The organism is Sinorhizobium arboris LMG 14919, assembly GCF_000427465.1.
Taxonomy (GTDB): domain Bacteria; phylum Pseudomonadota; class Alphaproteobacteria; order Rhizobiales; family Rhizobiaceae; genus Sinorhizobium; species Sinorhizobium arboris.
The window spans coordinates 188,828-213,936 of the sequence record NZ_KE386497.1 but is presented as its reverse complement, the minus strand read 5'-3'; the positions used below and the strand labels follow the sequence as shown (position 1 = coordinate 213,936).

General features: G+C 57.0%; 18 protein-coding genes and 4 pseudogenes. 18 read left to right on the top strand and 4 right to left on the bottom strand.

The window, feature by feature from the left end:
• The first annotated feature begins 152 nt into the window (after positions 1 to 152).
• Together ectB and SINAR_RS01000000134120 are read left to right on the top strand one after the other, a co-directional pair.
• Positions 153 to 1,427 (top strand): diaminobutyrate--2-oxoglutarate transaminase, encoded by a 1,275-nt coding sequence (gene ectB, locus SINAR_RS0129830; RefSeq protein ID WP_028002474.1) that lies wholly within the window; start codon positions 153 to 155, stop codon positions 1,425 to 1,427.
• A gap of 1,040 nt (positions 1,428 to 2,467) precedes the next feature.
• Complete coding sequence (locus tag SINAR_RS01000000134120; protein ID WP_234710679.1) at positions 2,468 to 3,460, top strand: cupin-like domain-containing protein; 993 nt, start codon at positions 2,468 to 2,470, stop codon at positions 3,458 to 3,460.
• 98 nt (positions 3,461 to 3,558) lie between these two features.
• On the opposite strand, the pseudogene SINAR_RS1000000136010 reads toward SINAR_RS01000000134120, so the two are convergent.
• Positions 3,559 to 4,007 (bottom strand): annotated as a pseudogene (locus SINAR_RS1000000136010) (DDE-type integrase/transposase/recombinase); the annotation flags it as partial.
• Positions 4,008 to 4,046: 39 nt separating this feature from the next.
• Here SINAR_RS1000000136010 and SINAR_RS1000000137235 point away from each other — a divergent pair.
• Both SINAR_RS1000000137235 and SINAR_RS1000000138570 read left to right on the top strand, forming a co-directional pair.
• Positions 4,047 to 4,202: a hypothetical protein gene (locus SINAR_RS1000000137235; protein WP_158500207.1), complete on the top strand. Its 156-nt coding sequence runs from the start codon at positions 4,047 to 4,049 to the stop codon at positions 4,200 to 4,202.
• 18 nt (positions 4,203 to 4,220) lie between these two features.
• Positions 4,221 to 4,508 carry a transposase gene (locus SINAR_RS1000000138570; protein ID WP_084617817.1) on the top strand — a complete coding sequence of 96 codons (288 nt, stop codon included), beginning with the start codon at positions 4,221 to 4,223 and terminating at the stop codon, positions 4,506 to 4,508.
• 221 nt (positions 4,509 to 4,729) lie between these two features.
• Here the strand turns inward: SINAR_RS1000000138570 and SINAR_RS01000000134110 are convergent, their stop codons facing one another.
• Positions 4,730 to 5,431 carry a hypothetical protein gene (locus tag SINAR_RS01000000134110; RefSeq protein WP_234710678.1) on the bottom strand — a complete coding sequence of 234 codons (702 nt, stop codon included), beginning with the start codon at positions 5,429 to 5,431 and terminating at the stop codon, positions 4,730 to 4,732.
• On the bottom strand, positions 5,428 to 5,721 hold the full coding sequence (locus SINAR_RS1000000136950; RefSeq protein WP_150852048.1) for a hypothetical protein: 294 nt from the start codon (positions 5,719 to 5,721) through the stop codon (positions 5,428 to 5,430). The genes SINAR_RS01000000134110 and SINAR_RS1000000136950 overlap by 4 nt, the downstream gene beginning before the upstream one ends.
• Before the next feature lie 61 nt (positions 5,722 to 5,782).
• On the opposite strand from SINAR_RS1000000136950, the gene SINAR_RS1000000136945 reads away from it, so the two are divergent.
• The 14 genes and pseudogenes from SINAR_RS1000000136945 to SINAR_RS1000000137975 all read left to right on the top strand — a co-directional run.
• Positions 5,783 to 5,974 carry a hypothetical protein gene (locus SINAR_RS1000000136945; protein ID WP_150852047.1) on the top strand — a complete coding sequence of 64 codons (192 nt, stop codon included), beginning with the start codon at positions 5,783 to 5,785 and terminating at the stop codon, positions 5,972 to 5,974.
• Between the two features lie 645 nt (positions 5,975 to 6,619).
• The gene (locus SINAR_RS01000000134105) at positions 6,620 to 7,978 is read left to right on the top strand and encodes an aspartate aminotransferase family protein (RefSeq protein WP_033058226.1); all 1,359 of its coding nucleotides are present in this window, start codon (positions 6,620 to 6,622) and stop codon (positions 7,976 to 7,978) included.
• Between the two features lie 46 nt (positions 7,979 to 8,024).
• Positions 8,025 to 9,719, top strand: a complete 1,695-nt coding sequence (locus SINAR_RS0129790; protein WP_033058224.1) for an acetolactate synthase catalytic subunit — start codon at positions 8,025 to 8,027, stop codon at positions 9,717 to 9,719.
• The gene (locus SINAR_RS0129785) at positions 9,716 to 9,952 is read left to right on the top strand and encodes an SDR family NAD(P)-dependent oxidoreductase (protein ID WP_028002469.1); all 237 of its coding nucleotides are present in this window, start codon (positions 9,716 to 9,718) and stop codon (positions 9,950 to 9,952) included. Before SINAR_RS0129790 ends, SINAR_RS0129785 begins: the two co-directional genes overlap by 4 nt.
• 886 nt (positions 9,953 to 10,838) lie before the next feature.
• Positions 10,839 to 11,186 (top strand): annotated as a pseudogene (locus tag SINAR_RS1000000136005) (IS110 family transposase); the annotation flags it as partial.
• A 398-nt stretch (positions 11,187 to 11,584) separates the two neighbouring features.
• Positions 11,585 to 12,868, top strand: coding sequence for an aminotransferase class I/II-fold pyridoxal phosphate-dependent enzyme (locus SINAR_RS01000000134100; RefSeq protein ID WP_084617863.1), 1,284 nt, complete (start codon positions 11,585 to 11,587; stop codon positions 12,866 to 12,868).
• Between the two features lie 594 nt (positions 12,869 to 13,462).
• Entirely contained in the window at positions 13,463 to 13,975 is a 513-nt protein-coding gene (locus SINAR_RS0129770; protein WP_028002468.1) for a GNAT family N-acetyltransferase, read from the top strand.
• Positions 13,976 to 14,817: 842 nt separating this feature from the next.
• A protein-coding gene (locus SINAR_RS1000000136000; protein ID WP_419761341.1) for an IS5 family transposase occupies positions 14,818 to 15,569 on the top strand; the annotation gives its coding sequence in 2 pieces (ribosomal slippage) (positions 14,818 to 14,842 and positions 14,842 to 15,569; 753 coding nt in all).
• Positions 15,570 to 16,090: 521 nt separating this feature from the next.
• Entirely contained in the window at positions 16,091 to 17,326 is a 1,236-nt protein-coding gene (locus tag SINAR_RS0129755) for an MFS transporter (RefSeq protein WP_084617816.1), read from the top strand.
• Between the two features lie 611 nt (positions 17,327 to 17,937).
• Positions 17,938 to 19,170, top strand: coding sequence for an ATP-grasp domain-containing protein (locus tag SINAR_RS0129750; RefSeq protein WP_028002465.1), 1,233 nt, complete (start codon positions 17,938 to 17,940; stop codon positions 19,168 to 19,170).
• Positions 19,171 to 19,546: 376 nt separating this feature from the next.
• Positions 19,547 to 20,351: pseudogene (tnpC, locus tag SINAR_RS01000000134090) on the top strand (IS66 family transposase); the annotation flags it as partial.
• Positions 20,352 to 21,478: 1,127 nt separating this feature from the next.
• On the top strand, positions 21,479 to 21,874 hold the full coding sequence (locus SINAR_RS01000000134085) for a hypothetical protein (RefSeq protein ID WP_033058221.1): 396 nt from the start codon (positions 21,479 to 21,481) through the stop codon (positions 21,872 to 21,874).
• Positions 21,875 to 21,885: 11 nt separating this feature from the next.
• The gene (locus SINAR_RS0129740) at positions 21,886 to 22,611 is read left to right on the top strand and encodes a winged helix-turn-helix domain-containing protein (protein WP_234710677.1); all 726 of its coding nucleotides are present in this window, start codon (positions 21,886 to 21,888) and stop codon (positions 22,609 to 22,611) included.
• A 329-nt stretch (positions 22,612 to 22,940) separates the two neighbouring features.
• Positions 22,941 to 23,143 (top strand): annotated as a pseudogene (locus SINAR_RS1000000137975) (IS110 family transposase); the annotation flags it as partial.
• Positions 23,144 to 23,560: 417 nt separating this feature from the next.
• Here SINAR_RS1000000137975 and SINAR_RS1000000135985 read toward each other — a convergent pair.
• Positions 23,561 to 25,066 (bottom strand): M81 family metallopeptidase, encoded by a 1,506-nt coding sequence (locus SINAR_RS1000000135985; protein WP_084617815.1) that lies wholly within the window; start codon positions 25,064 to 25,066, stop codon positions 23,561 to 23,563.
• Positions 25,067 to 25,109 lie beyond the last annotated feature (43 nt).

Below are 25,109 nucleotides of genomic sequence, written 5' to 3'. Positions count from 1 at the left end.
GGCGCGTGGGTCTACGTCGCCGTGTAAAACCGCGGAGCCACGGAGAGTTCCGATTCGACATTGGCGTGGCGCCAATCCGGGGATTTTCGTGGCACCGGGTTCAAGAGTGTATGGGCTCACTCCCGTGAGGCCACCGTCTGGTTGAGGAAATCATGTCAAACGAGAGTAAGTCCAATTCACTATCTGCCTTCGAGAGCCTTGAATCGAACGTGCGGTTTTATTCGCGATCATTCCCCGTTGTGTTCGCGAAAGCCGCAGGAGCCATTCTGCACGACGAGAACGGCTGCGAGTTTATCGATTTTCTCTCTGGCTCGGGCGTCCTCAACTACGGCCACAACGATCCGCATTTCATCGACGAAGCAACGCAGTACCTGAGATCAAATGGAATAATACACGGCTTGGACATGGCTACGCCGGCCAAAAGGGACTTTATGGAATGCTTTGAGTCAATAATACTGCATCCACGCGGTCTGAAATACAGATTTCAGTTCCCGGGCCCCACAGGCGCCAACGCCGTCGAAGCTGCTTTGAAACTCGCACGCAAGGCCACCGGACGGCACGGTATAATTTCATTCACAAACGGCTTTCATGGGGTGAGCTTGGGCGCGCTTGCAGTGACCGGTAACCGATACTACCGGGACGCGGCAGGCCTTCCTCCGGCCGGCGTGGTGTTCATGCCCTACGATAGGTACTGGGGAGGCGATAAGGATTCTTCGGAGTATCTGGACAAGGTGCTCGCTGATGCAAGCAGTGGTGTCGATCTGCCGGCAGCAATCATTCTGGAAACCGTGCAAGCTGAAGGGGGCATCAACCCCGCCCGAAAAGACTGGCTGCAGTCAATTGAGCGGCTTTGCAGAGAGTACGGCATCCTCCTGATTGTTGACGATATTCAGGCAGGTTGCGGACGAACGGGCAATTTCTTCAGTTTCGAGTTTGCGGGTTTGTCGCCAGACGTTGTTCTTTTATCGAAGTCTTTAAGCGGCTGTGGACTGCCGTTGTCCCTTTTGTTGCTGAAGCCCGAACTAGACGTTTGGCGGCCGGGCGAACACAATGGGACTTTCAGGGGCAACAATCTTGCGTTCGTGACGGGGGCCGCTGCTTTGCGGAAATATTGGATGAATGATGCGCTGTCTCTGGGTGTCATGGAAACAGGACGCATCATGAGCGAGCGCCTTCGGCAGGTGACTCAAGCCAACCGAGCTTTTAGGCTCTCTGTCCGCGGAAGGGGCATGATGCTGGGGCTCGATTGTGGCACAAGTAAGCTCGCCGAGATGATCATCCGTAAGGCCTTTGAAGATGGCCTTCTGGTGGAGCGATGTGGCGCAGAAGACCAAGTTATCAAGCTTCTTCCTCCTTTGACGATTGACGGGCGAACGCTTCAACGTGGTCTAGACATTCTGCAAAAGTCTGTACACGAAAGTGTCTAAAGCAACCGTTGGCTCGGTGCATGGCGGCCAAGCGTGATCCGGCGAACGCATCGACCATCATGTGTCGGGGTTCGCCGACAGATTCGGCGTGTGCCGCGGCTAGGTATTTTGCGACCGCAGCAGCATTTCCTGGTAATACCGGCAATCACGTTGAAGATGCGGAACCGGCGGCCGTGAGCAAAATGGTGGTGGACAAAATCGATTGACCAGCGCATCGGCGACACGATCGTCAGCATCGGTGTACGGGTGCCCGTTGCTTCCTTTCGTCCCTTTCGCGGGCAAATGAAAAACCTTGCGTACGATAGGGCGCCGCGTCTTCTTGTTGCGCGCCGAGTACCTCTCGCCGCGGAGGACATGCGGTCTTCGATGTTCATTGATGGTAAGCCTGGGGAGACGCTCTCGCAACTCCGCATCGTCGTTCCAAGGAAGGACCGCATGGAAGCTCCTAAAGCGCGCGCATGCGACTGTCGCGTAGCCCAGATCTGTGATGATTCTGTTCAAATTGATGTGCGCAATGGTTACTAGCTCGCGGAATCGATTTTCAATTCCTCCGTGGGCGCGGGTGCGGGCTTGAGCTGTGGGCCGAAAGCATCAGTGCGCTCAAGAGCCGTTGTCGCAGGCTGACCGTGCTGCCGCTGGGTTGAGAGGAGATAGCACAGACGCCATCACTCTCTAAACTTGACTTGGTGCAGACTACTCCGGCGGACGGAACTTCGACAACTACCAAAGCTCATAGTTGAGAGGCTGGTAATGCCGGAATATCCTGCCCGTCGAAACTAAAGGGAAACTGGATGTGCACGCTAGATTTGTGATGTCGTGCGATTTACCAGCTCCTCAGAGTTCGATGCACTCGATACCATCCGCTGCGGCTGCCGCGAGCCGAGGAAGCCATGCGGATGGGACGTGGTTGGGACCGCTAGTGCCAAGTCCAACTTTAGCTCGCCGCTCCACAAGTAAACTGGGCGCGACGCTCTAGAAGCGAATGCGCCGCTGCTGCTGCCGGCTAGTCTGTTTGCTACGCTCGCGGTGGGGAGTCGCTCATGGTAGTACGCAAGAAAGGAGGTTCGAAAATGGTTGAACTCGAAGCAGTAACATCCTCGCAATCCTTAGATGATCGCTCATCGTCGCCGCTACAAGACTCGGGCTGGTCATCGGTTCCTACCGTAACAGACCTATCTGACTGGGAATTTGCGACCAATTATCGAGATCCCATGCGGCCGGTCCTTCTACGTGGCGGCTGTGCCGCCTGGAGCGCGTGTCAGCGCTGGTCGCCGGAGTACTTTGAAAAAGTCGCCGGATCACTTACTGTGCCCATCAAAACGCTTGACGGCAGCGAGATCAGAGTCTCCCCTTGGGAGCTTGCAAAATACGCCCGGTTCGTGATGGACTCACCACGTTGCGAGGATGAAGTCTCTTCATCGAACGCGAGAGTGGCTCCATACTGCCATGACATTCCCCTACTGGGCTTAGTGGAGAGTTTGGCAGAGGACTGTCAGCCCTTCCCGGTTAACTTTATTAGTCCATCCTATCGTCGGTATTGGTGGCGCTACTCGCAGTTTTTTATGGGGCCAAAGGGAACCGTTACGCCCCTCCACTTCGACACGCTACTTAGCCACAACGTGTTCTTCCAGATTTTCGGTACGAAGCGGTTCACTATTCTCCCCCCTAGCCAAGCCACCTACTGCGGACGCCGCGGTTGGCGCTGGTTCGATGTGGACCCCGAGCAACCGGACTATGCGCGCTTTCCGCAGTACAAGCGAGCGACACCCGTCGTAATCACGGTGAATGCTGGCGACATCCTGTATATGCCGCCGGGGACGCTCCACCACGTTCGCAGCTTATCGGCCTCGATTTCCTTCAACATCGATTTTCATACGAGCCGAAGCGTGTTAGATGCGCTAGCACAGTCAGACAAGGCCATGCCAAAAGAGGTTCTTTTTTACAATGCCATCACTGCGCTGGCGGTTATCGGCAACATACCGGAAGCGATCACGTTTCCTTTGTACCGGCCGTACCTGAGCTATGTAAGCTAACGAGGATGAGCCCTGCCCCAGCGGGCTGATTGCGCTTCCAGATTGATCAGCGAAATCGGCACGTTTTTCCCGTCGCACCACGTGGCCGAATCTAATTATTTACGCCAATCCTTCTTCTTTTCGTGGGCATCCGCAATGGTCAGGAACCAGTGCTGGTTCAGGCATTCTGCTCGGAAGCGGTCATTGAATGCACCGATGAAGGCGTTATCCGTGGGCTTGCCCCGGCGTGAGAAGTCCAAGGTGACGCCTTTGGCGTAGGCGCATAGATCGAGTCGCGGGAGACGAATTCCCTGCCTTGGTGGACGCGGATGGTCTCCGGATAGCCAACTTCCCGACACACCCGTTCCAGCGTCTGCACCACATGCTCGCCGCGATAGCTGTAGCACGGATCGAGCACCGGCACGTAACGAGGTCAGGTGTCCACCACCGTGAGCACCCGCAGTTTCTTGCCGGTGGCGAGTCGGACGTGAACTAAGTCCGGGGCCCAGACGTCGTTCGGGCCGACGGCCATCTGCGATCCCGCAGTTTTGGCTTGGGAACGACGCTGACGGCCTCAGCGAAATAGTCCAAGTAATTGAAGGAGGCAATGGCCAAACTCGACGATGGCATTGCGATCCATGATCGGCGGATACTGGAGATCTTCTGCACAAGCGAGCAGTGCCAGCGGCTTAGGAAGATCGAGAGCGTCCGCTCCGTGACGGCAACAGCCTTGATCGCCGCAGTCGGCTATAGAACCTGCTAACGGACGTCAGTTTGCAGCTTGGCTCGGCCTCGTCCCGAAACAAGTGGAGGGCGAGCCCGCCTGTTCGGCATCAGCAAACGCGGCGATCGCTATCTGCGCACACTGATGATCCATGGCGCTCGCGCTGCACTTGGCAAACCAGCCGGCAAGCACGATCCACGAATCCACGGCTCAGTGAGCTGCGGCAAAGACGGCATCCCACATATCGCGGCTGTCGCGATCGCCGACAAGAATGCCTGGGTCGTGCGAGCTATCCTCTCGGACAGCACCTTCTACGAGCCCGAATCGCCAGCGAAAGCAGCTTGAGGCGAAGCGGCAAACTGAGTAATAGCAAACAGCAGGAGGTCTCACCCCGGCAATTGCAGCAAAATCCAGGAGATGGTGAGACAGTAATTCCGCCGCTTCCAGAACCTGGTATGTGGACCGGCTTGGCTTCGGCCAATGCCTAGGGAAACCCTTGACCTCAGTATCGTCATGTGAATCTGGGATCACGTTCTACCCAGGTCCAACTGAAAGCGAAACGGCGATCAAGATAGGCCCGGCTCCAGCATCTCAGCCACCATCTGTTTAATGAGCTGGGACAATTCGCGTCTCGTTAACCAAACCAGCCAATCGTCATCTTCGATACCTAAATCAGGTAAACTTAAAACCGACCCGTGTGCTTCTTTATGCAGATAACCATACTGATCGGCGACTCCCTTTTCGATTGACCAAGTAGGGACAAGGGCATAAATGAAATCGGGCGACCATTTCGCCCACGCCAGCCCAAATGCAACGCTCGCAAAGATTCGAGGTAACCCCTGTTTCCTAAAATCCTCTCGTAGCCACACGTCGCCATGGTAAGCTACCATACCGGTTATGTTCCGAGCGGTCGGTGCACGGCAAACACATGAGGAGCCTGATCCGGCTTGGCTCTTTGGATCCGCGTAGGAGGCTTTCAACGATTCGAGGTGTTCAGTCAAGCTGATCGCCGATAGGTCGTCTACACGAAGTGCCTGAACATGCGCTACTTCGCCGGATTGATCTTCTCCGATAATCCAAAATGCACGGCCAGGCTCAAGCTGTGAACAATCCGGCCGGAAGTTCGGAAAAGTGGGCGATTTCCCAACTATGTTTTTGGTAATCGCAATATATTCTTCGAAGTTTTCTCCCATCTTGAAACGCATTCCCGCCTTGCGAGCTGTTTCATAAAACGAACAGATGTAATTCGATACTTCGAGGTTTGTCACGCAGTTGTCCATTGCTTAGTGCCTGCCTTAGTTTCAGCCTCACGGTACGTACAAGCCTGTGGCAGCAGAGGACAACTATCATCTTTTGTAGTTGACCGGCCGACCACCTTTTTTGCTGCATCCGCCGAGACGGCAAGCAACTCAACGTCATTGCGAGGCGGGTATTCGATCAAACAAGCAATGGCCACCCTTCGCCGGCTCCCCATCGGAGCCGAGGCGAACATCGAGGCTTCGATATATTGCAATCGAGCCGCGCTTCTCTCCTCAACAATGATCGCGATGAATGTCATGCTTGCCGGTCTCTCTGGGGCTGAGCTGTGGATGGGGACGTCGTCATCCAGGGCCCCCGTTATGAAGACCCGCTATATCGGCATCCTCGGCTTCATCGTCGACGACTTCAGGAATTTCCCCCGGATCGTGCAGATGTTGTTGTTCCTCGAGTCCACGCTGACTACCTTTGCCGGCTTCGATCCCGAAGGGGTTATCTCTCGGCAAGGTAAGGGGCCAAAGACGAAGACGCAATCTGCCGGAGCGCCCCGGTAAACCGCGCGACTGATCGTCACAAGGCCGGCAGCTGCCGCCGCAAAGCGGTTGCCTCCTACGATCGAGACTCGAACGAACCACAGTTCTGCGACGTCCTGTCGGTAAAGCGCATTAGGATCGCGTCCTACATAAGTTATTTATCAGCGGCTGGGTGTAATCGTTCGGCGGTGTCCCGCTGGTGATTATTGCACTACCAGACTTAGTGGGTTGCCAATCCAGCAATTGCATGGCCCTCTTCAATGCAGCATGCAACAACAAGTGGAGTTTCGACGCATGATGATGCAAACGGTGACACGACCGATCCCTGTCAAGCACCCGCGTCGCACACTGATGTAGCGGCATCTGTTCGTTGCCTTTCCCGGCGCGATCCGCTTGCGAAATTTGATGTGCGGATTTCATCGGCGGGGCAGTCCGGCGGCAGGTGCAACTGCGCACTAACGTATGGCGTGCGCACCTTCGTCGACTCTTGCCCGACCGAACTCGGCCGCGACACAACGTGATGAAGGAGGTTCCCGAAGAATTTGGCATGCGCATCGTCTGCACTACGAGGGGCCGCCGGTCTTTTGTCCCGCTTCGATAGTTATGGTGCACCAACGCGACGGAAACGGACAACGTTTCGCACATTCACCGGTGGAGATCCCTTTTATGTTGCATGAGAATCCGACGTCACCCGACAATGCCTTGCCGAACGCCCAATCAGAGCGATTATTCGCCCGCGGCCGGAGCGTTTTCCCAGACGGCACGACCCGTGCCACGGTTGAGCGTGATCCGACGCCGCGATACGTGCTGAAAGGCGAGGGGGCGTATCTGATTGACGTGGACGGGCAGCGCTTTCTCGATCTCAACAACAACTTCACCACCCTGATCCACGGGCACGGTTTTGCGCCGGTGATGGATGCGGTGTCTCGTCTTCTCCGTGATGGCACCTGTTTTTCCAATCCAACTGTGCACGAGATCGATCTTGCCGAAGTGCTGATTGATCGTATTCCGGCGATCGACCAGATCCGCTTCGTCAATACCGGTACCGAGGCCGTAATGTTCGCCATCAAGGCGGCGCGTGCCTTCACCGGGCGTTCTTGCATTGCTAAGGTTGAGGGGGCTTATCACGGTTCGTATGATTGGGCGGAAGCAGGGCAAGGTGGGACGCCGTCAACATGGGGATCGCCGGGCGCGCCGGCTGCCGTATCGGCCTACGTCGGCACGCCAGTATCGGTCGCCGATGAGGTCGTCATTCTTCGCTGCAATGATGCTGAGGGCGCCCGCCGCCGGATTGCCGCTGCTGCTGATCGGTTAGCCTGCATCTTGCTTGACCCGATGCCAAGCCGCGGTGGCCTTATTCCGCCGGATCCGGAGTTTATCACGGCTGTTATAGAAACGGCGCGTCAGCATGGCATTCTTGTCGTGTGCGATGAAGTCCTTAATCTCCGCCAAAGCTATCGGGGATCTTCCGCACGCTATGGCATTGAACCGGATCTGATTGCCGCTGGGAAAATCATCGGTGGTGGATTCCCCGTCGGCGCCATCGGCGGATCGCGCCGGGTGATGAGTGTGTTCGATGGATCCACTGACCGAGCCAAGGTGGCCCAGGGCGGCACCTTCTCCGCAAATCCGGTGTCCATGGTGGCCGGTCGGGTCAGCATGGAGGCCATGACTGAGGCAGCATTTGATCGCCTAGAGGCAATGGGGGACCGGTTGCGCGCCGCCCTTACTGCTGCGATCGCCCGCCACCAGGCGCATTTTGTCATCAGCGGCGCGGCTTCGCTCTTTCGCATTCATCCAAAACAGACACTGCCGCGCGACTACCGCGAAACTTATCCTTCGCCGGACGAAGCTGCCACCATAAAGGCAATGAGCCGCTTCTTCAGCAATGAAGGCATCATCCTTCCTGTCGGCGCTGCGGCTTGCTTGTCGACGGCAATGTCTGATGCCGAGATTGATAAGATTGCAAACGTTTTTGAGCGGTTCCTAGCGACCACGCCGTCTACGAACGAGGGGGCTCGGTAAATTGAATTCTTCTACTCAACGGAACGAATCGATAGGCGCTTCTGAAATGACCGTAGCAGAACGCGTAGCTCGCGTTCTCCAACGCCATGGCGTGGAGGCCATCTTTGCTCAGAGCCTTCCCTCGGCCGTGATTCTTGCAGCGGAAAGGATTGGTATCAGGCAGGTCTCCTATCGGCAGGAAAACATGGGCGGGGCTATGGCTGACGGCTATGCGCGTCGCTCTGGCAAAGTTGCCGTGGCCGCGGCTCAAAATGGTCCGGCAGCAACTTTGCTCGTCCCGCCATTGGCTGAAGCGTTCAAGGCCAGTGTGCCGGTCGTGGCTCTGGTGCAGGAGGTTGAACGCGATCAGGCCGACCGCAATGCGTTTCAGGAACTCGATCACATTGCGTTGTTCCAGGCCTGCGCCAAATGGATCCGTCGAGTGGTGGTTGCTGAGCGCATTGATGATTACATTGACGCGGCCTTCACAGCCGCCGCTTCCGGCCGGCCCGGGCCGGCGGTGCTGCTGCTTCCCGCTGACCTCTTGCGCGAAAAGGCATCCGTTCCAACATTCGAACGTCGCGCTAGCCTCGGTCATTGGCCGCTAGATTGCTCGCAGCCGGACGCCGCGACGATCGCGGAAGCGGCGCGCGCCATAGCTGAGGCCCGCGCACCCGTGGTTCTGGCAGGCGGCGGCGTTCACGCCGGCGGCGGCGCGGCGGAGCTCGCCCAGTTGCAGGAAATGGCGTCGCTACCGGTGTTCACGACGAATATGGGCAAGGGCGCAGTGGACGAACATCATCCTTTGTCCGCGGGTGTCTTGGGATCTCTTGTTGGTCCCCGATCCCTTGGTCGCCACAGTCGGCTCCTTCTCGACGAGGCCGACCTCGTTTTGCTCGTCGGAACGCGTACCAACCAGAACGGAACGGATAACTGGCGCTTGGTTCCACAGGGAGCCAAGATCGTGCATATCGACATCGATCCAGGTGAGATCGGGCGCACCTATGAAGCTCTGCGGCTCGTGGGTACGGCCGCTGAAACACTGCGTGCGCTCCGTGAAGCGATCGCGTCGCAGTCTTTGGCTGTTCGCCAGCGAGCGAGAGCAAGCGTCGAGGCGAGAATCGCAGCGGCTTGGCGGGCGTTCGAAGAAGACCGCCACGCCGTGGCGCATCGTAACGAAGGCCCAATCCGGCCTGAGTTTCTCATGCGCGAACTCCAGGCGCGTCTAACCCCCGAAACGACCATGGTCACCGACGCCAGTTACTCGTCATTCTGGGTAACCGGACAGCTCCGCAGCCTTCAAGCGGGCATGCGCTTCATCACGCCGCGCGGCCTTGCTGGACTTGGATGGGGACTTCCTCTTGCGATAGGGGCGAAAATTGCCCGTCCGGATCATCCCGTCGTCGCCATTGTGGGGGACGGCGGATTCGCTCATAGCTGGGCCGAACTGGAGACACTAGTGCGGTTGGACATCGCGCTGACCGTGGTTGTCCTCAACAATGGCATCCTCGGATTTCAGAAGCACGCCGAGACGGTGAAGTTTAAGGGTTACACGAGCGCCTGCCACTTCAGAGCAGTCGACCACACGAAAGTTGCAGAAGCTTGCGGGTGCCCGGCACTACGCATCGCTCGGGCAGACGAGCTTGGGGCAGCACTTGACCGCGGACTTTCCGGACAGGGCCCGCTTTTGATCGACATGATCACGGATCCTGGCGCGTTTCCGCCGATCTCGTTGTTTGAGAAGCTGGGGGAGGAAGCGTGAATACGGCATCACCTGCCCGCGTCGCGGTCGTCACCGGTGGCACGGCTGGCATTGGCCTCGCTTGTGCCGAACATCTTCTTGCCATCGGTCACCGCGTCGCGATCTTCAGCACACAGCCTGCCCGTGTCGAAAAAGCGCGCGAGGACCTCTCACGCAGATTTGGCGCGGAAAAGGTCATCGCCGAAGTGGTAGATTTACGAGAACCCGACGCGTTCCGCATTCGTGCGGGCTGAACGCTTTGAGAACTTCGCCGAGGCGCCTACATGTGTCGACGCTACGCTCGTCGGCCTTCCGCAGCAGGGAGTTTGGCGAACATCATCTCGATTGATGGTGTGGATGGCTCCTGCTCTCGGCGTTGTTGCACATTCAGACGCCGTATACATGGCCGCAACCGACCTGTTCACCAACCCGATCCGACACCTTGACGCGCGAGAGCCATGCATACAACGGTCGGAGAGGCGAACGAGGAGACGCTCACCTTCTACCGCGGCCGCGTCGTCACCATAAGCATGATGCGGTTTCTCGAGCACAGGATTGCAGACCGATCTTGCGATTTGATACGCTAGTGGCTGACAGCTGCCGTTGTCAAAAGTGGATCGAAGTGCGTAGCGCGGGCTAGGTACGCCGCAAGCCGCGGTGATCTCGCCGCTCCGCGCCAATCTTATCTGCACTACGTCTTTGCTCTCTGGATCCCATCAGTGGCGAAGCAGATCAATGGGGATGTCATCGTCGTCTGTTAAGCGGCCGACAGCGTCGTGGGCTCGCGCTTTCTCAATGCACTGCATGAGCGGATGGTGAAGTTCGGCCTCTCGCTGTATGAGGAGAAGAGGCGTATTCTGGAATTTGGACCATAGCGGCCGAGCGCCGTGCACGCCGGAGGCAACGCCGCCCTGAAACGGTCGACTTTCTTGGGTTCACCCACACTGCGCTACACGACCGAGTCAGGCGCCGTTATCAACGATGGGCGTATGGCGGCTTTCCCTGAGGCCGTCTGTATCGTGCTAAACCGGAGGATCGGTTCCGAAACAACATGGTGGCACACCGATATGCAGCGTAACGCATACTCGAACTATCCTGCGAATGTGGAACAATGCCGGCACGGCAGGCAAGAATTTCATGCCTATCGTCCGCCGCCAGCTTCGCCGCAGCCAATTGCTCGCATTTTTCCAAAAGGGTCCGCCATGCCTGATCGGCATGAGGTTTGCGTCGGTTCTCACGACTGGGACGCAGGCTTCAGGAGATGGGGCATGACGTACGGCTGATGCCGCCATCCTATGTGTAGCCTTACGTGAAGCGCGGGAAGACGAATAGTGCGGACGCAGCCGCCATCTGTGAAGCCGTGACGCGCCCCTCCATGCGGGTTGTCGCCATCAAGAGCGAAGCCTGCTCATCGGTTCTGGTTCTTCACCGCACTCGGATTTTCTGGTTCGCCAACGCACGCACATCGGTAACGCAATCCGAGCACACAGGAAGACGAAGAAGCAGGACACCCCGATCAATCCGAAGCGCCTCGAGCGCGCTCGATTGAGTAGGACCTGTTCTCCAAGCGGATATTCATCAGGGCGCGCAGCGATCTTCCTAAGGGACGGATCGCGCTACTAGCCGCAGACAGCCAACAGGCTCTCGAAATGGTCAGGCAAAGTGAGGTGATGGCGAACAAACGCAAGCTTCCCGCACGGGCGTAAGAACTTCGATAGGCTGAGCGCTGGGTGCGCTCAGTGTTCTACGTTTTTGTCGTTAACGTTCCAAATTGTCGAACACGCAAGAAAGTTGTTTGCAACCATAACATTGTTTTGAAAAGGATTTCTCCGTTGGCACGGTGCATGCTTGGTCTTCTCCAAGCCCTGTCGCAGAGGAAAAAGGTTATGTCTCAATCTGATTCGGAGCTTCGGTCCGATCCGAGTACTGCTTCTCGTCTTGGCACGACGGGGCCGTTAACCCGTGCAGTGCGCAATACCCCGGCCGTGATTGGGTATGCGGAACCGCATTTCCGACAAGCACGCGATCAAGGGTTAATCGATGTTTACGGTCGTTCGACGAACGGTAGGACCATCCTTCTGGAAAAGGGCGACTATGCCGGTCAGGCTGTCGTTGATTTCGTCAGGTGTTCATATCTTGGTCTGGACAACCATCCTGACGTGATCGCAGGCGCGATTACCGCCGTCGAGCAATACGGCTCGCTTCATTGGTCCTGTGCCCGAACCAGGCTGAACTTCGGTCTAATCGGTAATCTGGAAGAAGATTTGTCCGACCTCTTCGCCGCCAGGGTTATCACCTACTCCTCAGTACTGGCGGCAAATATGGGTGCTTTGCCCCTAATCGCCTCAGGTCATCTCACCGGAGAGCGAAAGCCGCTGATGGTCTTCGATCGGCTCGCTCACGCAACTCTCGCCTTTCACAAGCCGGTGATCGCGGAAGAGACTCGGGTCGTCACGATCCCCCACAACGGCTTGGACACGCTGGAGCGGCTGTGCCAGCAAAACGATGTCGTCGCCTATATCTGCGATGGCGTCTACTCCATGGGGGGCGCGGCTCCAGTTGATGCGCTACGCACACTTCAAGCGCGCTATGGACTGTTCCTCTACATCGATGACGCTCATGGAATTTCGCTCTTTGGGCACCAAGGTGAGGGATATGCCCGATCTCAATTGGCCGGCGCGGTCGGCGACCGGACGATAATTGCCGCCTCGCTTGGAAAAGGATTTGGGGCGTCTGGTGGACTGATTATGTTGGGCACGGAGCATCAGGAAGCCCTTTTTCGAAGCTTTGCCGTAGCGCATGCGTTCTCAGCATCGCCCAACCTAGCCGCTGTAGGCGCCGCCTTAGGATCCAGTCGACTCCACCGCACCTCGGAACCCGACGCTCGTCGACGCAAGCTCTGGGACAATGTGCGGTTGTTCGACTCTATCCTGCCCACCGCTCATAAAGGTACGAAACTGCCGATCCGCGTGGTCGAGATCGGTGATGAGCAGCAGGCCATTTCCGCAGGGCGCATTCTCCTGGAGGCAGGCCATTATGTGTCGGTAATCTTCTTTCCGACGGTTGCGCGTGGAAAGGCAGGCTTGCGCATCTGCCTCACCGCCAGCCACTCGGACGACGAAGTGGGCCGGGTCGCACGCGCCGTGTTGGAGATCCTGAACCGAACCTAAGCGCTGGGAGGAGCATTACGTGATACCTGAGAGACAACCCGCCGAAGCCTTCGCCAGAGCCCCGCCAGGTTATACCTTCGAAGCCCAGCTGCGTAGCGAGCGGGAAGGATGCTCATGTCACCGACGTCCATTGGCATCCATTGTCTCGATGCACAGAACAACTTTACGACCCTGATACAATGGTCATCGCACATTATGACGGCCGATCCCCAGGTTGCCGCCGATCGGAGCGCCGTATCGAGACACCGCGGCCGACGAGTGGCTACGCAATGAATCTCCACCGGTTGAGGCGGACTGTAGATTTTTTCGCGACTTGCGAGAGCAGGGGTTGGGCTGTTTCGCACTGAGAGGCACTTACAAAAGGCGTTCCTGCTCAGTTGTGAGTCCTGCCGAACATGCTGGGGCCAATCACCTGGGCCGCTCCGGGGACAAATCGAATTTGCCAAACGGGGCCTAAAAAAGTCGAGAAATGTTATCTGCTGCCAAAGAAGGCTTCGAAGCGATGCTCGCGCATGCGACACCCGGATCGTGCAATTTTCAAGGGAGGTTCGGCGATTGTTGCTCGCGTATCTCTACAATTGAATGGAGTTTGATATGAACTTGGAAACAGAACGTCTATTCATGCGCCCGTTGCGTCCGTGGGACGCGGATGCCCTCCATCGCCTACACTGTGATCCGCTGGTAGTCGAATTGACTATGCAGGGGATTCCGCCAACACGGGAATTGTCTGATGCACGGCTGGCCCTCTATCTTCATGAGTGGGAAACCTGCGGGTTTGGATTCTGGGTGGTCTATGAACGAGAGAATAATGGTGACCTGCGTTTCGTGGGGCGGTGCGGGCTGCGCCGCTTCGATGCAAACGACATTGAGATCGGATGCTTCTTGTTTGGAGCCCACTGCGGTAAAAGGATCGGGCCGGAAAGCCAGAAGCCTGTGATCGAGTTCGCCTTTGCAACCCAACGTGTCGACCGGTTGGTCTCTCTTATACGCCCGACGAATACTCGGTCTCTTAGGATGATAACTGGTCTGGGCTTTTCCTGCGTTGGGCCGGTTCTCGTTGATGGAACGAATTACCAGTTCTTCGAGTTGCGACGTCCGGCTCAGTGATGCTCAACAAAGCTGCTGCTTTGGCGCCCAAAGTTGGTCCGTTAGGCATCCACACCAAATGTCGTCGTAATGACCTCCCCAAGTTCAATAGTATGTTCAGGCCAAAAGCGACCTCTTTCATATCGGAGGATGCCTTTTCGATAGTTGCCGACTCCCGGGTAGGCACGAGGAGAGGCGCACCAAGATCTCCGCGGTTCAGTAAAGTGATCGCCTGATTTAACGACCACAAAGTCAAGCTGGAGATATCTAGGCCTTGACTGGAAAGAACTGCGGGATCGTTACTGAAGGCGGGTTTGCTGGTGAGGACAACTAAGAGTCGGGCCTGGACGAGGATAACGGCAGTTTCGCCAAGAGAGCCCTCTTTGCCACGACCAAGCTGCATTTAGCAGTCCACTTCTGGAGTACTCTTTGCCGGCTTCCTCATGACATGGTGCAACACGCCGAACTGAGTTGGAGCGAGATGGATCACGCGGCAGTTTTGTCGTTCGCGATCGCTCGTCACATCCAGTTCGACATTAGAGAGGTCAGCACCTCTCGTGGTCGGCTGGTCGACTTGCTTTCGTCCTTTGGGCTGCAGCGCGATATTTGGCATTGACCAGTCCGGCGACGCGGTGGAGAGCGCCTGCGTGTCAACGCCGAGTAGCCGTGATCCAATCAGCGACTTATCCGGCCGCCGACTTCCACGGCTTCCGGAATGTTCGCAATTACATCAGGCAGCGGCTCCGAAGCTGATTGCAAATGCCTAAACGGGGACTAGGTGCAATCGACATTCAGGATTCCCATCGGTCGTTTGCTGTGATTCATAGGGTTCCGCATTTTCCAAGCGGAGCGGGGCGATGGCGATCAAGCGATACGAACGAGCGAGGCGCAGTGGGCACGGATAGCGGCGTTGTTGCCGGGCAAGGCCGGTGACCCTGGCCGGAGGGGCGTCGATAACCGGCTGTTCGTCAATGGCTGCTTATGGGTGCTGCGTTCCGGGGCGCACTGGCGCGACCTGCCGGAACGCTATGGCAAGTGGAAGACCGTGCATCGCCGTTTCAGCCGTTGGTGCCATGCCGGCGTGTGGGAGCGGGTATTCGCGGTGCTGACCGCCGACCACGACAACCAGTACCTGATGCTCGACAGCACCATTGTGCGCGCCCATCAACAGGCGGCGAGCGGAAAAGGGGGGCCAAGGATCAGGCGCTGGGGCGTTCCCGAGGGGGGACTGACCACCAAGATCCACATGCTGGCCGATGCCCTCGGACGCCCGCTGCGCCTGATCGTCACCGCCGGTCAGGTCGGTGACGTCACCCAGGCAGAAGCCTTGCTGAAGGGGTGGTCCGGTGCCGCCGTCCTCGCCGACAAAGCCTATGACAGCAATGCCCTGCGCGAGACGATCGCCGTCATGAGGGCCGAGGCGGTCATCCCCTCAAACCGCTCGCGCAAGGCCACCATCCCGCATGACGCCGAAGCGTATCGGCACCGCAACCGGATCGAACGCTGCTTCAACCGCCTCAAACATTTTCGCCGCTTTGCCACCCGCTATGATCGGCGGACAATCCACTTCAACGGCTTTGCCTTACTCGCCGCCGCAATGATCTGGCTCGGATGAATGTCGATTCCCCCTAGAACTCGGGTACATGGTAGCTCCTACTTGGTTCTTGATTCTCGGTCCCTTAACCCGGTCTGAGGATCTCCGCACGCAACTTAACATCCCCCCACCTCACCGCGTCTATGTGGAGATTGGACAGGCGGGCGGCGGAATTCACGCGTCATCCAACCTGCGTTCCCGATTTTCAGTGTCCGATGATGTCGAATATGCGACAGAGCGGCATACGAGCTATGGATTGTTTTCACGATTTCTCGGTTGGCACGGCACATGCATGTTTATCCGTAAACGCGTCACAGATCGAGAGGGACGGCTTTCTTGAAAACTCATTTGCAACCCTCATCCGCTGATGGTCCTACGACTCTGCATTTGGCAGAGGCTCCAATGACGCGTCCGATGCGTGGGCATTAGTACGAACCTGCGTGCCGTCGATGATGGTTGCTAGCCTGGAGAAGTTGATCGACGAGTGATGCAGCCGACCTGACTTAGCGACTGCGGCGGCTCGTCATTCCAGAGGTCCGAGCATGAAGATGAACCAGCAAGGCTACGATCTACATGACCAACGCTTGGAGGGGGAGACATCCTGCCTAACTGGGGCCGGACCCAATTCGAGCCCTGCGAGGCTACTGTTGCTGATGGGTGCGGTCGCACTCGTTATAGGTCTGCAAAATGCGGCTATTACGCCAAATCTCGCCCTCTTTGCCAATATGCGAATTGGCATGACCCATTGCCAGACGGCGGCTTTTCTCGGCGCCTTTCACCTTAGTGCGCTCTTTTGCAACTTGGCGATACCCCACTTCACAGACGTATTGGGCTGGCGCAAGGCCCCAGTGGTCTGCTCGGTCTGCCTGACTTCGACTGGGGCCTTGATGTTGGACTTTGTAGACGGGTTTCCAGGAGCATTGATTGTTGCGACCGGTTTGCTCGGTCCCGCAGCCAGCTCGATTGGACTCTATTTCTCATATTTGCTGTCAACCGAGCATGGGCGCGGCCGCGTCGTTTCCATGCGGGCGGTTTTTTCCGCGGCATGCGTCGCTGGTTCAGCGGGAGCTTCATTCCTTATCGCTTCGGCAGGATTCGGCGGGCTGTTAATGGCTATTGCGTTTTGTGGCTTGCCAGTTCTTATCTTGGCGCCAATGCTGCCGCCAACTATATCGATCTCGACCTCTCCTCCCTCGAAGGCTGCGCCCCAAAATGCATTGAACTTAGGAATCCTAGTGATTGGTTTCTTTCTTTTGCAAGCCGCCAACTCGGTGGTGGTCATGGCAACCCCACTTATCGTGACTAAGACATTGAAGTTACCTGTGACGTATGCGGGGCTCTTATTCTCTTGCACTGCAGCGATGGAGATTCCTCTTCTGCTGCTTCTCGAGCGTGTCAGACAAATGAGAGCACCGAGAGTGATCGTAATAATCGGATCAGCGTGCGCTTTTCTCTACTACTGTTCGATGTATACGTTCAGTTCATTCCCTATACTACTCTCCGCGCAGTTGTTGAACGCGGTCTTTATCGCGTCGACAATGCCCGTTGGTATGGCCTGGTTCCAGGCATCCCTGCAAAAGAGAGTCGGCCTCGCAACCGGGCTCTACATGAACACGGCCCGCGCGGGCGCGCTTCTTGGTACTCCATCGGCTATCATTCTCGTTGATTTTCTTGGAGGGGACTACAAGATCGCGGCTCTGTATGCGGCGTTTCTCACTCTGCTGGCAATTGCACTTTTCTCTTTTGGTGAATTGTATCTGGGCCGCAGCAAGGTCTGACCCAACGCGTTCGGAACGATAGGAGCTATACATGCTCGCGGCTGCATGGTCTCAGGGTCAGGCTGGTCGGGCACGCCGGTTTCGCTCCTGATTGTCGATATCAAACGACGGCGGCACTAACCGCAACGAAACCGGGAGGACGCGCTTATCAAGACGCGCCTCCTAACCATTTGCGACTGTGAGGGGACAAGCTTTTCCAATACTTCGGTGTCACTTTTGGGCTTGGAAGATGAATTTGCGAATGGTAAGGCGCGAACTGTGGTTGCATAGTCATGGTTATAAAGAGCTGAATCGATCCGCGCTGAACTCCAGCATCTGCAGATGTACGCAGGGATACCGAAGCCCTGGATCGTGGCGCTGCCGTGAAGGACCAGCCCCTTAGTCCACCCCTTCCAATTCCGGGAAAACAACGCACCATCCAATGCTGGGCTCAGACACCCGTCAGCAAACGTCTTAAAATGAACTTTACATAATCTTTACAACAAAGAAGCACGGGCGATGGTAAGCTCCCGTCAATTTCTAACGGCAACAACGGGCTGGCAGACCAAAAGAGCTGACGTGCTTTACGCTCGGCCCGGCCACATAGCACGCAACGTGGGAGTCAACAGTCAATGGCAAGAAGAGCGCTCATCCTTGTTGAAGGTACAAGGGCTAATAGTCCGCTATACGTCCAAAAGGCACAGCGTCTTGGTCTTTATCCAATTACCCTGTCGGCTGATCCAGCTCAGTATGAGTATCTTGCCACGGAAGGAATTGAGGCAGTCCGTGTCGATACAAACAATCTTGATGCGCTGATCCGCGAGTGTGCTCGTCTAGGTACGACCTATGACATTGCTGGCATTACGTGCGCTGGGGACAAGTTCTATGCAACAGTTGGCAAGCTCTGCCGCCATTTCGAGCTCCCGGGGCCCGACCCGGTATCGATCGAACGGTGCTGCGATAAGTTCACCCAGCGTCAGCTCCTTGAGGAGGCCGGCATCCCAATACCTGCCTATCGCGTAGCAACCAATCCAGCGGACGTAGAAAACTCTGCCACGGAAATCGGCCTGCCGGTGATTGTTAAGCCAGTCATAGGCAGTGGCAGCCGTGGTGTCCGATTGTGCAGAAACGAGGGTGAGTTGGCCGAGCATACGAACTATCTGCTGGGCGGGAAGCACATATGGGTTTCTTCGCCGGGTATCCTGCTCGAAGAATTCGCACAGGGCCCTCATTATTCCGTTAACATAATGGGAAATGAGATCATTGGGATTGCCGCCGCTGACTTCGACCGCCCACCGCATTTCGTCTTTCGTGAATTCACCCTTCCGGCGCTGATGACGGATGCCGAGTACGAGCGTATTGCAGATGTTTCGCTGGGCTGTTTGCGAGCGCTCGGCCTCGGCTGGGGGCCTGCGAATATTGAACTTCGGTGGACGAAGCTTGGCCCAGTAGTCATTGAAGTGAACCCGCGTCTGGCTGGCACGCCCGATCCTCAACTGGTTCAGCTCTCCTACGGTATTGACCTCATCACCGAGCACATCAAGCTTGTCATCGGTACCGAATGGGACTTGCGCCGAAGACATTCGCAAACTGCGGCCGCGCGGTTCCTAATCCCTGACCGTGACGGCATCCTCGATAGGGTCGATCACGATGCTCGGGCAGTTGCTGTATCAGGTGTCGCCGAGGTTAAATGGTACCTTCAGCCGAAAACGCCGATCATCAGGAAGGGCGATTCCCGAGACTGGCTCGGACATGTCATCGCCGCCTCACCCAGTCTCGCTAGGACAGCGGCAATACTTCAGCAGGCCGTCGACTTAATCGATTGGTCGATTACTCCATTTCCGATCCTTGGCGAACACGAATGACCGACACAGCGCAAGTACTAGGGAGTGTGGACGGATCGCCGCACGTTACATTGTGGGTTTCCTCGAACACCATTGTCTGATCGGCTGGAGTGTCTACTGATTTGGAAGTCGGCGATGTCCGCGAAGATCACGGAACAAATGGCGCCGCTGGAGGTGTTTCGAGCCTTATTGTGACGCGGCGGCGACAAGGTTGCGCCTTCTGGAGGCGATACCCATTTCTCCTGGCGGGCGCTGCCGGAGTGTTGTAAGAAGGAATAAGCAACCGCAAATGTTTATTCGATCGGCTACGATGGCCTACCGGTGACGCGATAATCTTGTTGCCGATCACACTTTCACGCCGCTCTTGATTGCCCCCATCGCGATCCGCCGCTTGCCGGCGCCGGCACGCATCATTGAAGGCGGCATTCCGACGGAAGCACTTCTGGCGCAGGTCGCCGTCTCCAAATATGCCGATGGACTGCCGCTCTACCGGCAGGAGGCGATCTACGCCCGCGACAAGGTCGAGCTCGACCGCAAGCTGATGCGCAATGGATGGGCAGGCTCGGGTTCGAGCTGGAGATCCTCGCCGACTACCTCTTTGATGAGATCAAGAAGGGGGAGCGGATCTTCGCCGACGAAACCACCTTGCCGACCCTCGCTCCCGGCTCCGGATCGACGAAGACAGCATGGCTTTGGGCCTATGCCAGGGATGACCGAACCTTCGGGGGCAGCGGTCCGCCGATGGTGGCCTACCGCTTCGAGGACAGTCGAGCCGGCGAGTGCGTCGCCCGGCATCTCAAGGGCTACAGTGGCATCCTGCAAGTCGACGGCTATGCCGCCTATAACAGGCTGGTCCGCTCCGATGGCGGCAATGACGGCGTCACATTGGCTGGCTGCTGGTCACATAGTCGGCGCAAGTTCTATGAGCTGCATGTCTCGGAAAGCTCGAAGGTCGCAACGGAGACAGTCGAGCGGATGGCCAAGCTCTGGCAGGTTGAGGAGACCATCCGCAACAAAGCCCTGACGCCCGTGTCGCGGCGCGTCAGCAAATCTCTGCGGTGGTTGTCGCCGACCTCTTCGCTCTCTGGCAGAAGACCCTGCCGCGGGTCTCCGGCAAATCGAAACTGGCTGAGGCGCTTCGCTATGCCATCTCGCGTCGCGCCATCTTCGAGCGCTTCCTGACCGACGGCCGCATCGAACTCGGACGCACTCATGCCGTGGAACTACGCCGGCTGAACGGCCCCACCTTGTCGCTTACGCCAGACGCTGGTGTCGTTGACGCTGGCCCGCGACAACGCGAGTCCCCGCGCCGAACGGTAATAGGTGTTCTGCAATGTTCAAGAGTTGGTAGCTTGGCTGCCTTTTAGGAGGCGACTTTGGCACGAGGCGATTTAAGCGAGGAACAATGGCGCGTTGTCGGGCCGCTAATGGCGATAGCACGCGGGCGCAAGTCACGCCCGTCCTTTCATAGTCGAACTTTCTTGATGGAGTGGATGCCCTCTACCGACGGCAATGTGCCAAGGCGGCGATGTTTTCGCGTCCCACAAACGGAGCATCCATGGGTGAAGTTAGCATTATTGGTCTCGATCTGGCAAAGCGGCCGTTCTAGGCGCACGGCGGTTTAGCCAATGGCGGTGTGGCATTCTGCAAAAGCCTCGCACGAGAAAAGGTTTTAGGCTTCTTTGCACAGCAGCCACGCTGCGTGGTTCCTATGTGGGCCTAGTGAAGGACCTTGCAGATGCGATTGAAGATCACGCTACGTCGCTTCCGCTTCTTGTCGTGGAACTAGCGCGAGTTTTTCCTTCTTGTTCTGCGCCAGGTCCGCGCATCTCGATACCGGCCAGGCGGACATATCAGACTGCATCTAAAAGGTTTGATACATGACCGCACCTGATCACACGATCCAGCCGATCGCAAAAAACCTTGCACGAACGTGGGCATCCATACATGAACGGCATGCCTCATGTCCTGCGCGTTGGCTGCCGGTGGCGTGATATGCATCAACGTTAGGGTAAATGGAGTTCCGTCTATGTACGTTCCGGCGTTGGCCTAACAAGGCGTGTGGGATGCTCTCCTGGAAACGATCGTGGAACTGGCCCTGACCGACGCTTGGCAGCAATCCACAGCACGACGATCCGAGGGCATTGGCAGGAAACGGCGCGAAAGGCGAATTAATGCCCCTTCAACCATCCCGCATTGCCGGATGTGCAACAAAGGTTAGACATCCGACCCAGAATATCAGGCCTATGATATTGTTTAAAAAGCAGTCTCTTTTGGCACGACTTATGCAGGCCCAATGCGCATGCGTCCTGGACTCGGGAATCAGCCTATGAACGTCCTCTCCGACAATGCCGGCACTGGCAAGACCACTTCGTCCCTCGCCGGCGGACAGATGTCGGGCGCGCCTCTGCCGCACGATCTCTACCACTTCGTCTCGAACGGGCGGTATCGCATCGCCGCTAGCGTCATCCGGACCAATCGGAAAGCCGTTCTTGCAGGTGGCGCCGAAAGGTTGTTGAGCGATCGAGCATCACGGCTGAAGACAATCTGCAGCAATCAAGGCCAACAACTCAGAAAATTGGGACCGATCGCCAGCGTTCCATGTATGCCGGTCATCCGCCTTAAGATTGTCCATTGCCGAGTAAATCTGAACGACGCCATGAAGAGCTTCCCGCACCACTCGCCACGTCCGAAACTTAGTTTCGCGGCAGGACGGTCCCAGTAGGAAGGTCTGGCATGATGATTAGTGACGCTAGTGGTCCAGTTTCGCTGCCGCCGCCGAACGTCCTTATCGCTGCCGCAGACGATAGCTTTCGCTCTTTTCTGGAATACACCGTCAGGAGAAAGCACCTTGTTGTCACCGGGGTTGGCGACGGAAAAGGGTTGACCGATCGCCTTCACGAACTTACTCCCGATCTACTGCTCCTCGAATCGCTGCTCCCTAACATTGAAACGCAGTCACTCTGTGCACACCTGCGTCTTAATCGTCGCACGCGGGGCATGTCGATCATCGTCCTTGCGGCCGAAGATGACTCGACAAATCAGCAAGAGTTTCTCTCATCCGGTGCGGACCAGTATCTCAGCAGACCGTATTCACCCGAGACACTGATGAGGAGCATCGATACAATTTGGCGCTCTTCGAACCGGCTCCCGGCGCTCCAACTAGAGCTGCTGACCTTTCGCGACCTCGAACTAGATATGGCCAGATATCGCGTACGGCGAAACGGCCGCACTATCCATCTCGGTCCCACCGAGTTCCGCTTACTGCACCAGTTCATGCAGCATCCACATAGGGTATACTCTAGGGATGAACTGCAGAATGCAGCTTGGCCGCGCGCTGTTCACGTCGGCCCGCGCACCATCGATGTTCACATCGGCCGCTTGCGCGCAGCACTTAATAAGGCCGGCGGGCAGGACCTTATACGGACCGTGAGGTCCGTCGGTTATGGACTTTCTGAGTAGTCGCGTTCAGAGAAGTTGAAAGCGGCTACCAATCGAGGACCACCCGCAGCAAACCAAGTCGATGGCGATCTGACCTGGAGCGAGGTCCACGTCCGGTCGAAAATAGTTCCCCTTTGCGATCGGCCATCAGAATCAATGCCGGTCGACTAACTCCTTGGGTGGCACCCACACGAGCCTGACTTGTTTTGGCCTGTGCCGACTTCGATGCTGGCGTCCGCCGAGGTCGCAAAGAGCGGAATTGTGATAACCATCTCCGTGCGCTTACCTCGGAAGTCTATCAGAGATGCACAGGAGAGCGGGGCCTGCTGCCTTTTCATGTCTATCCTTGGCGAGAACTTCTCTGTGAGGCTGCGTCCGTCATCGTGGCCCGCAGCAAGAAAGAGAGCGCATTACGAACGTGGGTCTCCAACTCCGGGAGAGGCTCGGCTTCAAACGAACCGCCGTGGCTGTCGCGCGCAAACTGGCCGTGATCATGCATGCAATGCTCACGACCGGCGAGTTCTTCGATCCGAATGCAGAAATCGCGGCATGAAAGCTGATCGACGCGTTCAGTATCTGAGCGCCTGAGACGTCACTCCCGGGACGTAGGCTGAGCCTTTCCGTTGATGGGGCTGCATCGCTGACCAAGCTGAGTGCGTCGCCCACATTGAAGGCTCTTCCAACGAAGCCCATGAAGCGGCGGCCTTGCCGAGGCGAAGACAACCCTGTAACCCCGGCACACGCGTCTCATATAACATAGTTGACTCCACGACTGCGATTAAATGGGTTTTCGGCTTTGCGCCTCATCGTTAACCGATGTGGATTGTGGTACGCTTCTGGCTGATGGTAAAACGAGGTCTCTCAACAGCCTCAAGCATCAAGGGGGCGCAGCGTGAAACTCGTCGACGCCTTCGAAGAAGGGTAACACACCAAGGGGGCAGCGTGTAGATTCTTATTTCCGACACTTTCGCTACCGGTATGGTGGAGCGTTGACAGAATGTTGACGTGCGTAGATCACCGGAGCAGGGATTACATGTTCGGGCCAGAAGCACGATTTCTCGTACTTGAATTGGCCCTTGCGATAGTAACCAATGCCCGGAGTGTTGACGTGCACAGGGGTGGCGCGGCCGGCAAAGTTTAAGGTGAAGTGATAGCCTGATTTCGCGACCACAAAGTCGAGATTCTCAAGTCTGATGCCTTGGCTCGTGAAGGCGGCGGGGTCATGGCTATAGGCTGGCTTGCTGGTCAACAGCACATGGATGCGATCATCCACTTGCAGAACAACTGTCCGGCCCATAGTGCTGTGCTCGCCCTCATGGAAGGGACCATCTAACACGAAGTCCCCGTCGCTTATGTGCTCAACGCGTCCGGTGATCAACTTGGGTTTGAAGCCAGGAGTGAACCCTGCGCCAACGGGGAGCCTAATCGTCGCTCCAAGACCGGCCTCCGCTGCCCGAGCGGTCGCGGCTGGATCAGTTATAGTCAACGCTCCACGAAGGCCGGGATAATGATCGAGGACCGCAGAGAGTAGTATCGTGCTATCGCCCGGCGCACCGGCAAGAACCCGGTCTCCCATGTCAGCGATGACGAACGGCCTCTTTTCCGGTGAATTCCGGATGAGCGCGAACAACTCATCAACTGTCAGAAAGTCATCGTGAAAGCGTTCGCGTTCAGCCCAGAAGCGTTTGGCAAGATCGACCGCGAGAGCTGGCGTGTCACTATCGGGACCGTTGCTTAGTATGGTCACAACCTGGCCCATTTCCTCGTCGTCAACAAAGCGGAACGCGTTAAAGATGGAGATATCCTGGATGTTGGGATGCAACGCGGCATACTCACGAGCCACTCGATGAATTTCGGCAAGCGGACCGGAGGCGGTTTCTTGCGCGCCCGGCAAGGTCATGGGCACAAACGCTGAAACGGTAACAGGTCTGAGTCGCCCTTCGAGCTGTTGGATCAGAAGTTCGGCAACGCGCTGGCCGCATTCCACGGTGTCCGAATGAGGGTTTTTCTTGCAGGCGATGCAAATATCCGTGTTATCGAGCATGCGCCGCGTGACATGGGCATGGAGATCAAGACCGATACCAATCGGTACAAGCGGGCCGACAAGGTGACGGAGAGCCTGGAGGAGATCGCCTTCTGCATCCGGGGTATCTACAGTGCCCATCGCGCCATGTAGTTCTAGCCCGATGGCATCCGGGTTGACGCGGCGAACCGCTTGCAAAAGCTCCTCGCGTAAACTGAGATAGAAATCTTGATCGACAAGCCCGCTTGGTGGGGCCCCGGCGGAGAAAATAGGTTCAATCATTAGACCCGCTGCAGCAAGCGTTTCGGTCAACCCTTTGAGGACCCCCGACGGAGATCGAAGAATATTCTGACCACGCTGAATTAAAAAGCGTGCTTCGCCGGTCGACTCAGGGTTTAACCTGTTGGATTCGTGGTATAAACGGGCAACTAGAACACGGTATGGCTCTGACATTACTGACACTCGGTTGATATTTGGTGCATATTGGTGCCGTTGC

Bases quoted from the DNA above. Each gene is read 5' to 3' on its own strand.
- SINAR_RS01000000134100 (WP_084617863.1), top strand. From the start codon at position 11,585: ATGTCTCAATCTGATTCGGAGCTTCGGTCCGATCCGAGTACTGCTTCT.
- ectB (WP_028002474.1), top strand. From the start codon at position 153: ATGTCAAACGAGAGTAAGTCCAATTCACTATCTGCCTTCGAGAGCCTT.
- SINAR_RS01000000134085 (WP_033058221.1), top strand. From the start codon at position 21,479: ATGAACGTCCTCTCCGACAATGCCGGCACTGGCAAGACCACTTCGTCC.
- SINAR_RS0129770 (WP_028002468.1), top strand. From the start codon at position 13,463: ATGAACTTGGAAACAGAACGTCTATTCATGCGCCCGTTGCGTCCGTGG.
- SINAR_RS1000000135985 (WP_084617815.1), bottom strand. From the start codon at position 25,066: ATGTCAGAGCCATACCGTGTTCTAGTTGCCCGTTTATACCACGAATCC.
- SINAR_RS1000000137235 (WP_158500207.1), top strand. From the start codon at position 4,047: ATGGCCAAACTCGACGATGGCATTGCGATCCATGATCGGCGGATACTG.
- SINAR_RS0129755 (WP_084617816.1), top strand. From the start codon at position 16,091: ATGAAGATGAACCAGCAAGGCTACGATCTACATGACCAACGCTTGGAG.
- SINAR_RS01000000134120 (WP_234710679.1), top strand. From the start codon at position 2,468: ATGGTAGTACGCAAGAAAGGAGGTTCGAAAATGGTTGAACTCGAAGCA.
- SINAR_RS01000000134105 (WP_033058226.1), top strand. From the start codon at position 6,620: ATGTTGCATGAGAATCCGACGTCACCCGACAATGCCTTGCCGAACGCC.
- SINAR_RS1000000136950 (WP_150852048.1), bottom strand. From the start codon at position 5,721: ATGACATTCATCGCGATCATTGTTGAGGAGAGAAGCGCGGCTCGATTG.
- SINAR_RS0129740 (WP_234710677.1), top strand. From the start codon at position 21,886: ATGATGATTAGTGACGCTAGTGGTCCAGTTTCGCTGCCGCCGCCGAAC.
- SINAR_RS1000000136945 (WP_150852047.1), top strand. From the start codon at position 5,783: ATGAAGACCCGCTATATCGGCATCCTCGGCTTCATCGTCGACGACTTC.
- SINAR_RS0129790 (WP_033058224.1), top strand. From the start codon at position 8,025: ATGACCGTAGCAGAACGCGTAGCTCGCGTTCTCCAACGCCATGGCGTG.
- SINAR_RS0129750 (WP_028002465.1), top strand. From the start codon at position 17,938: ATGGCAAGAAGAGCGCTCATCCTTGTTGAAGGTACAAGGGCTAATAGT.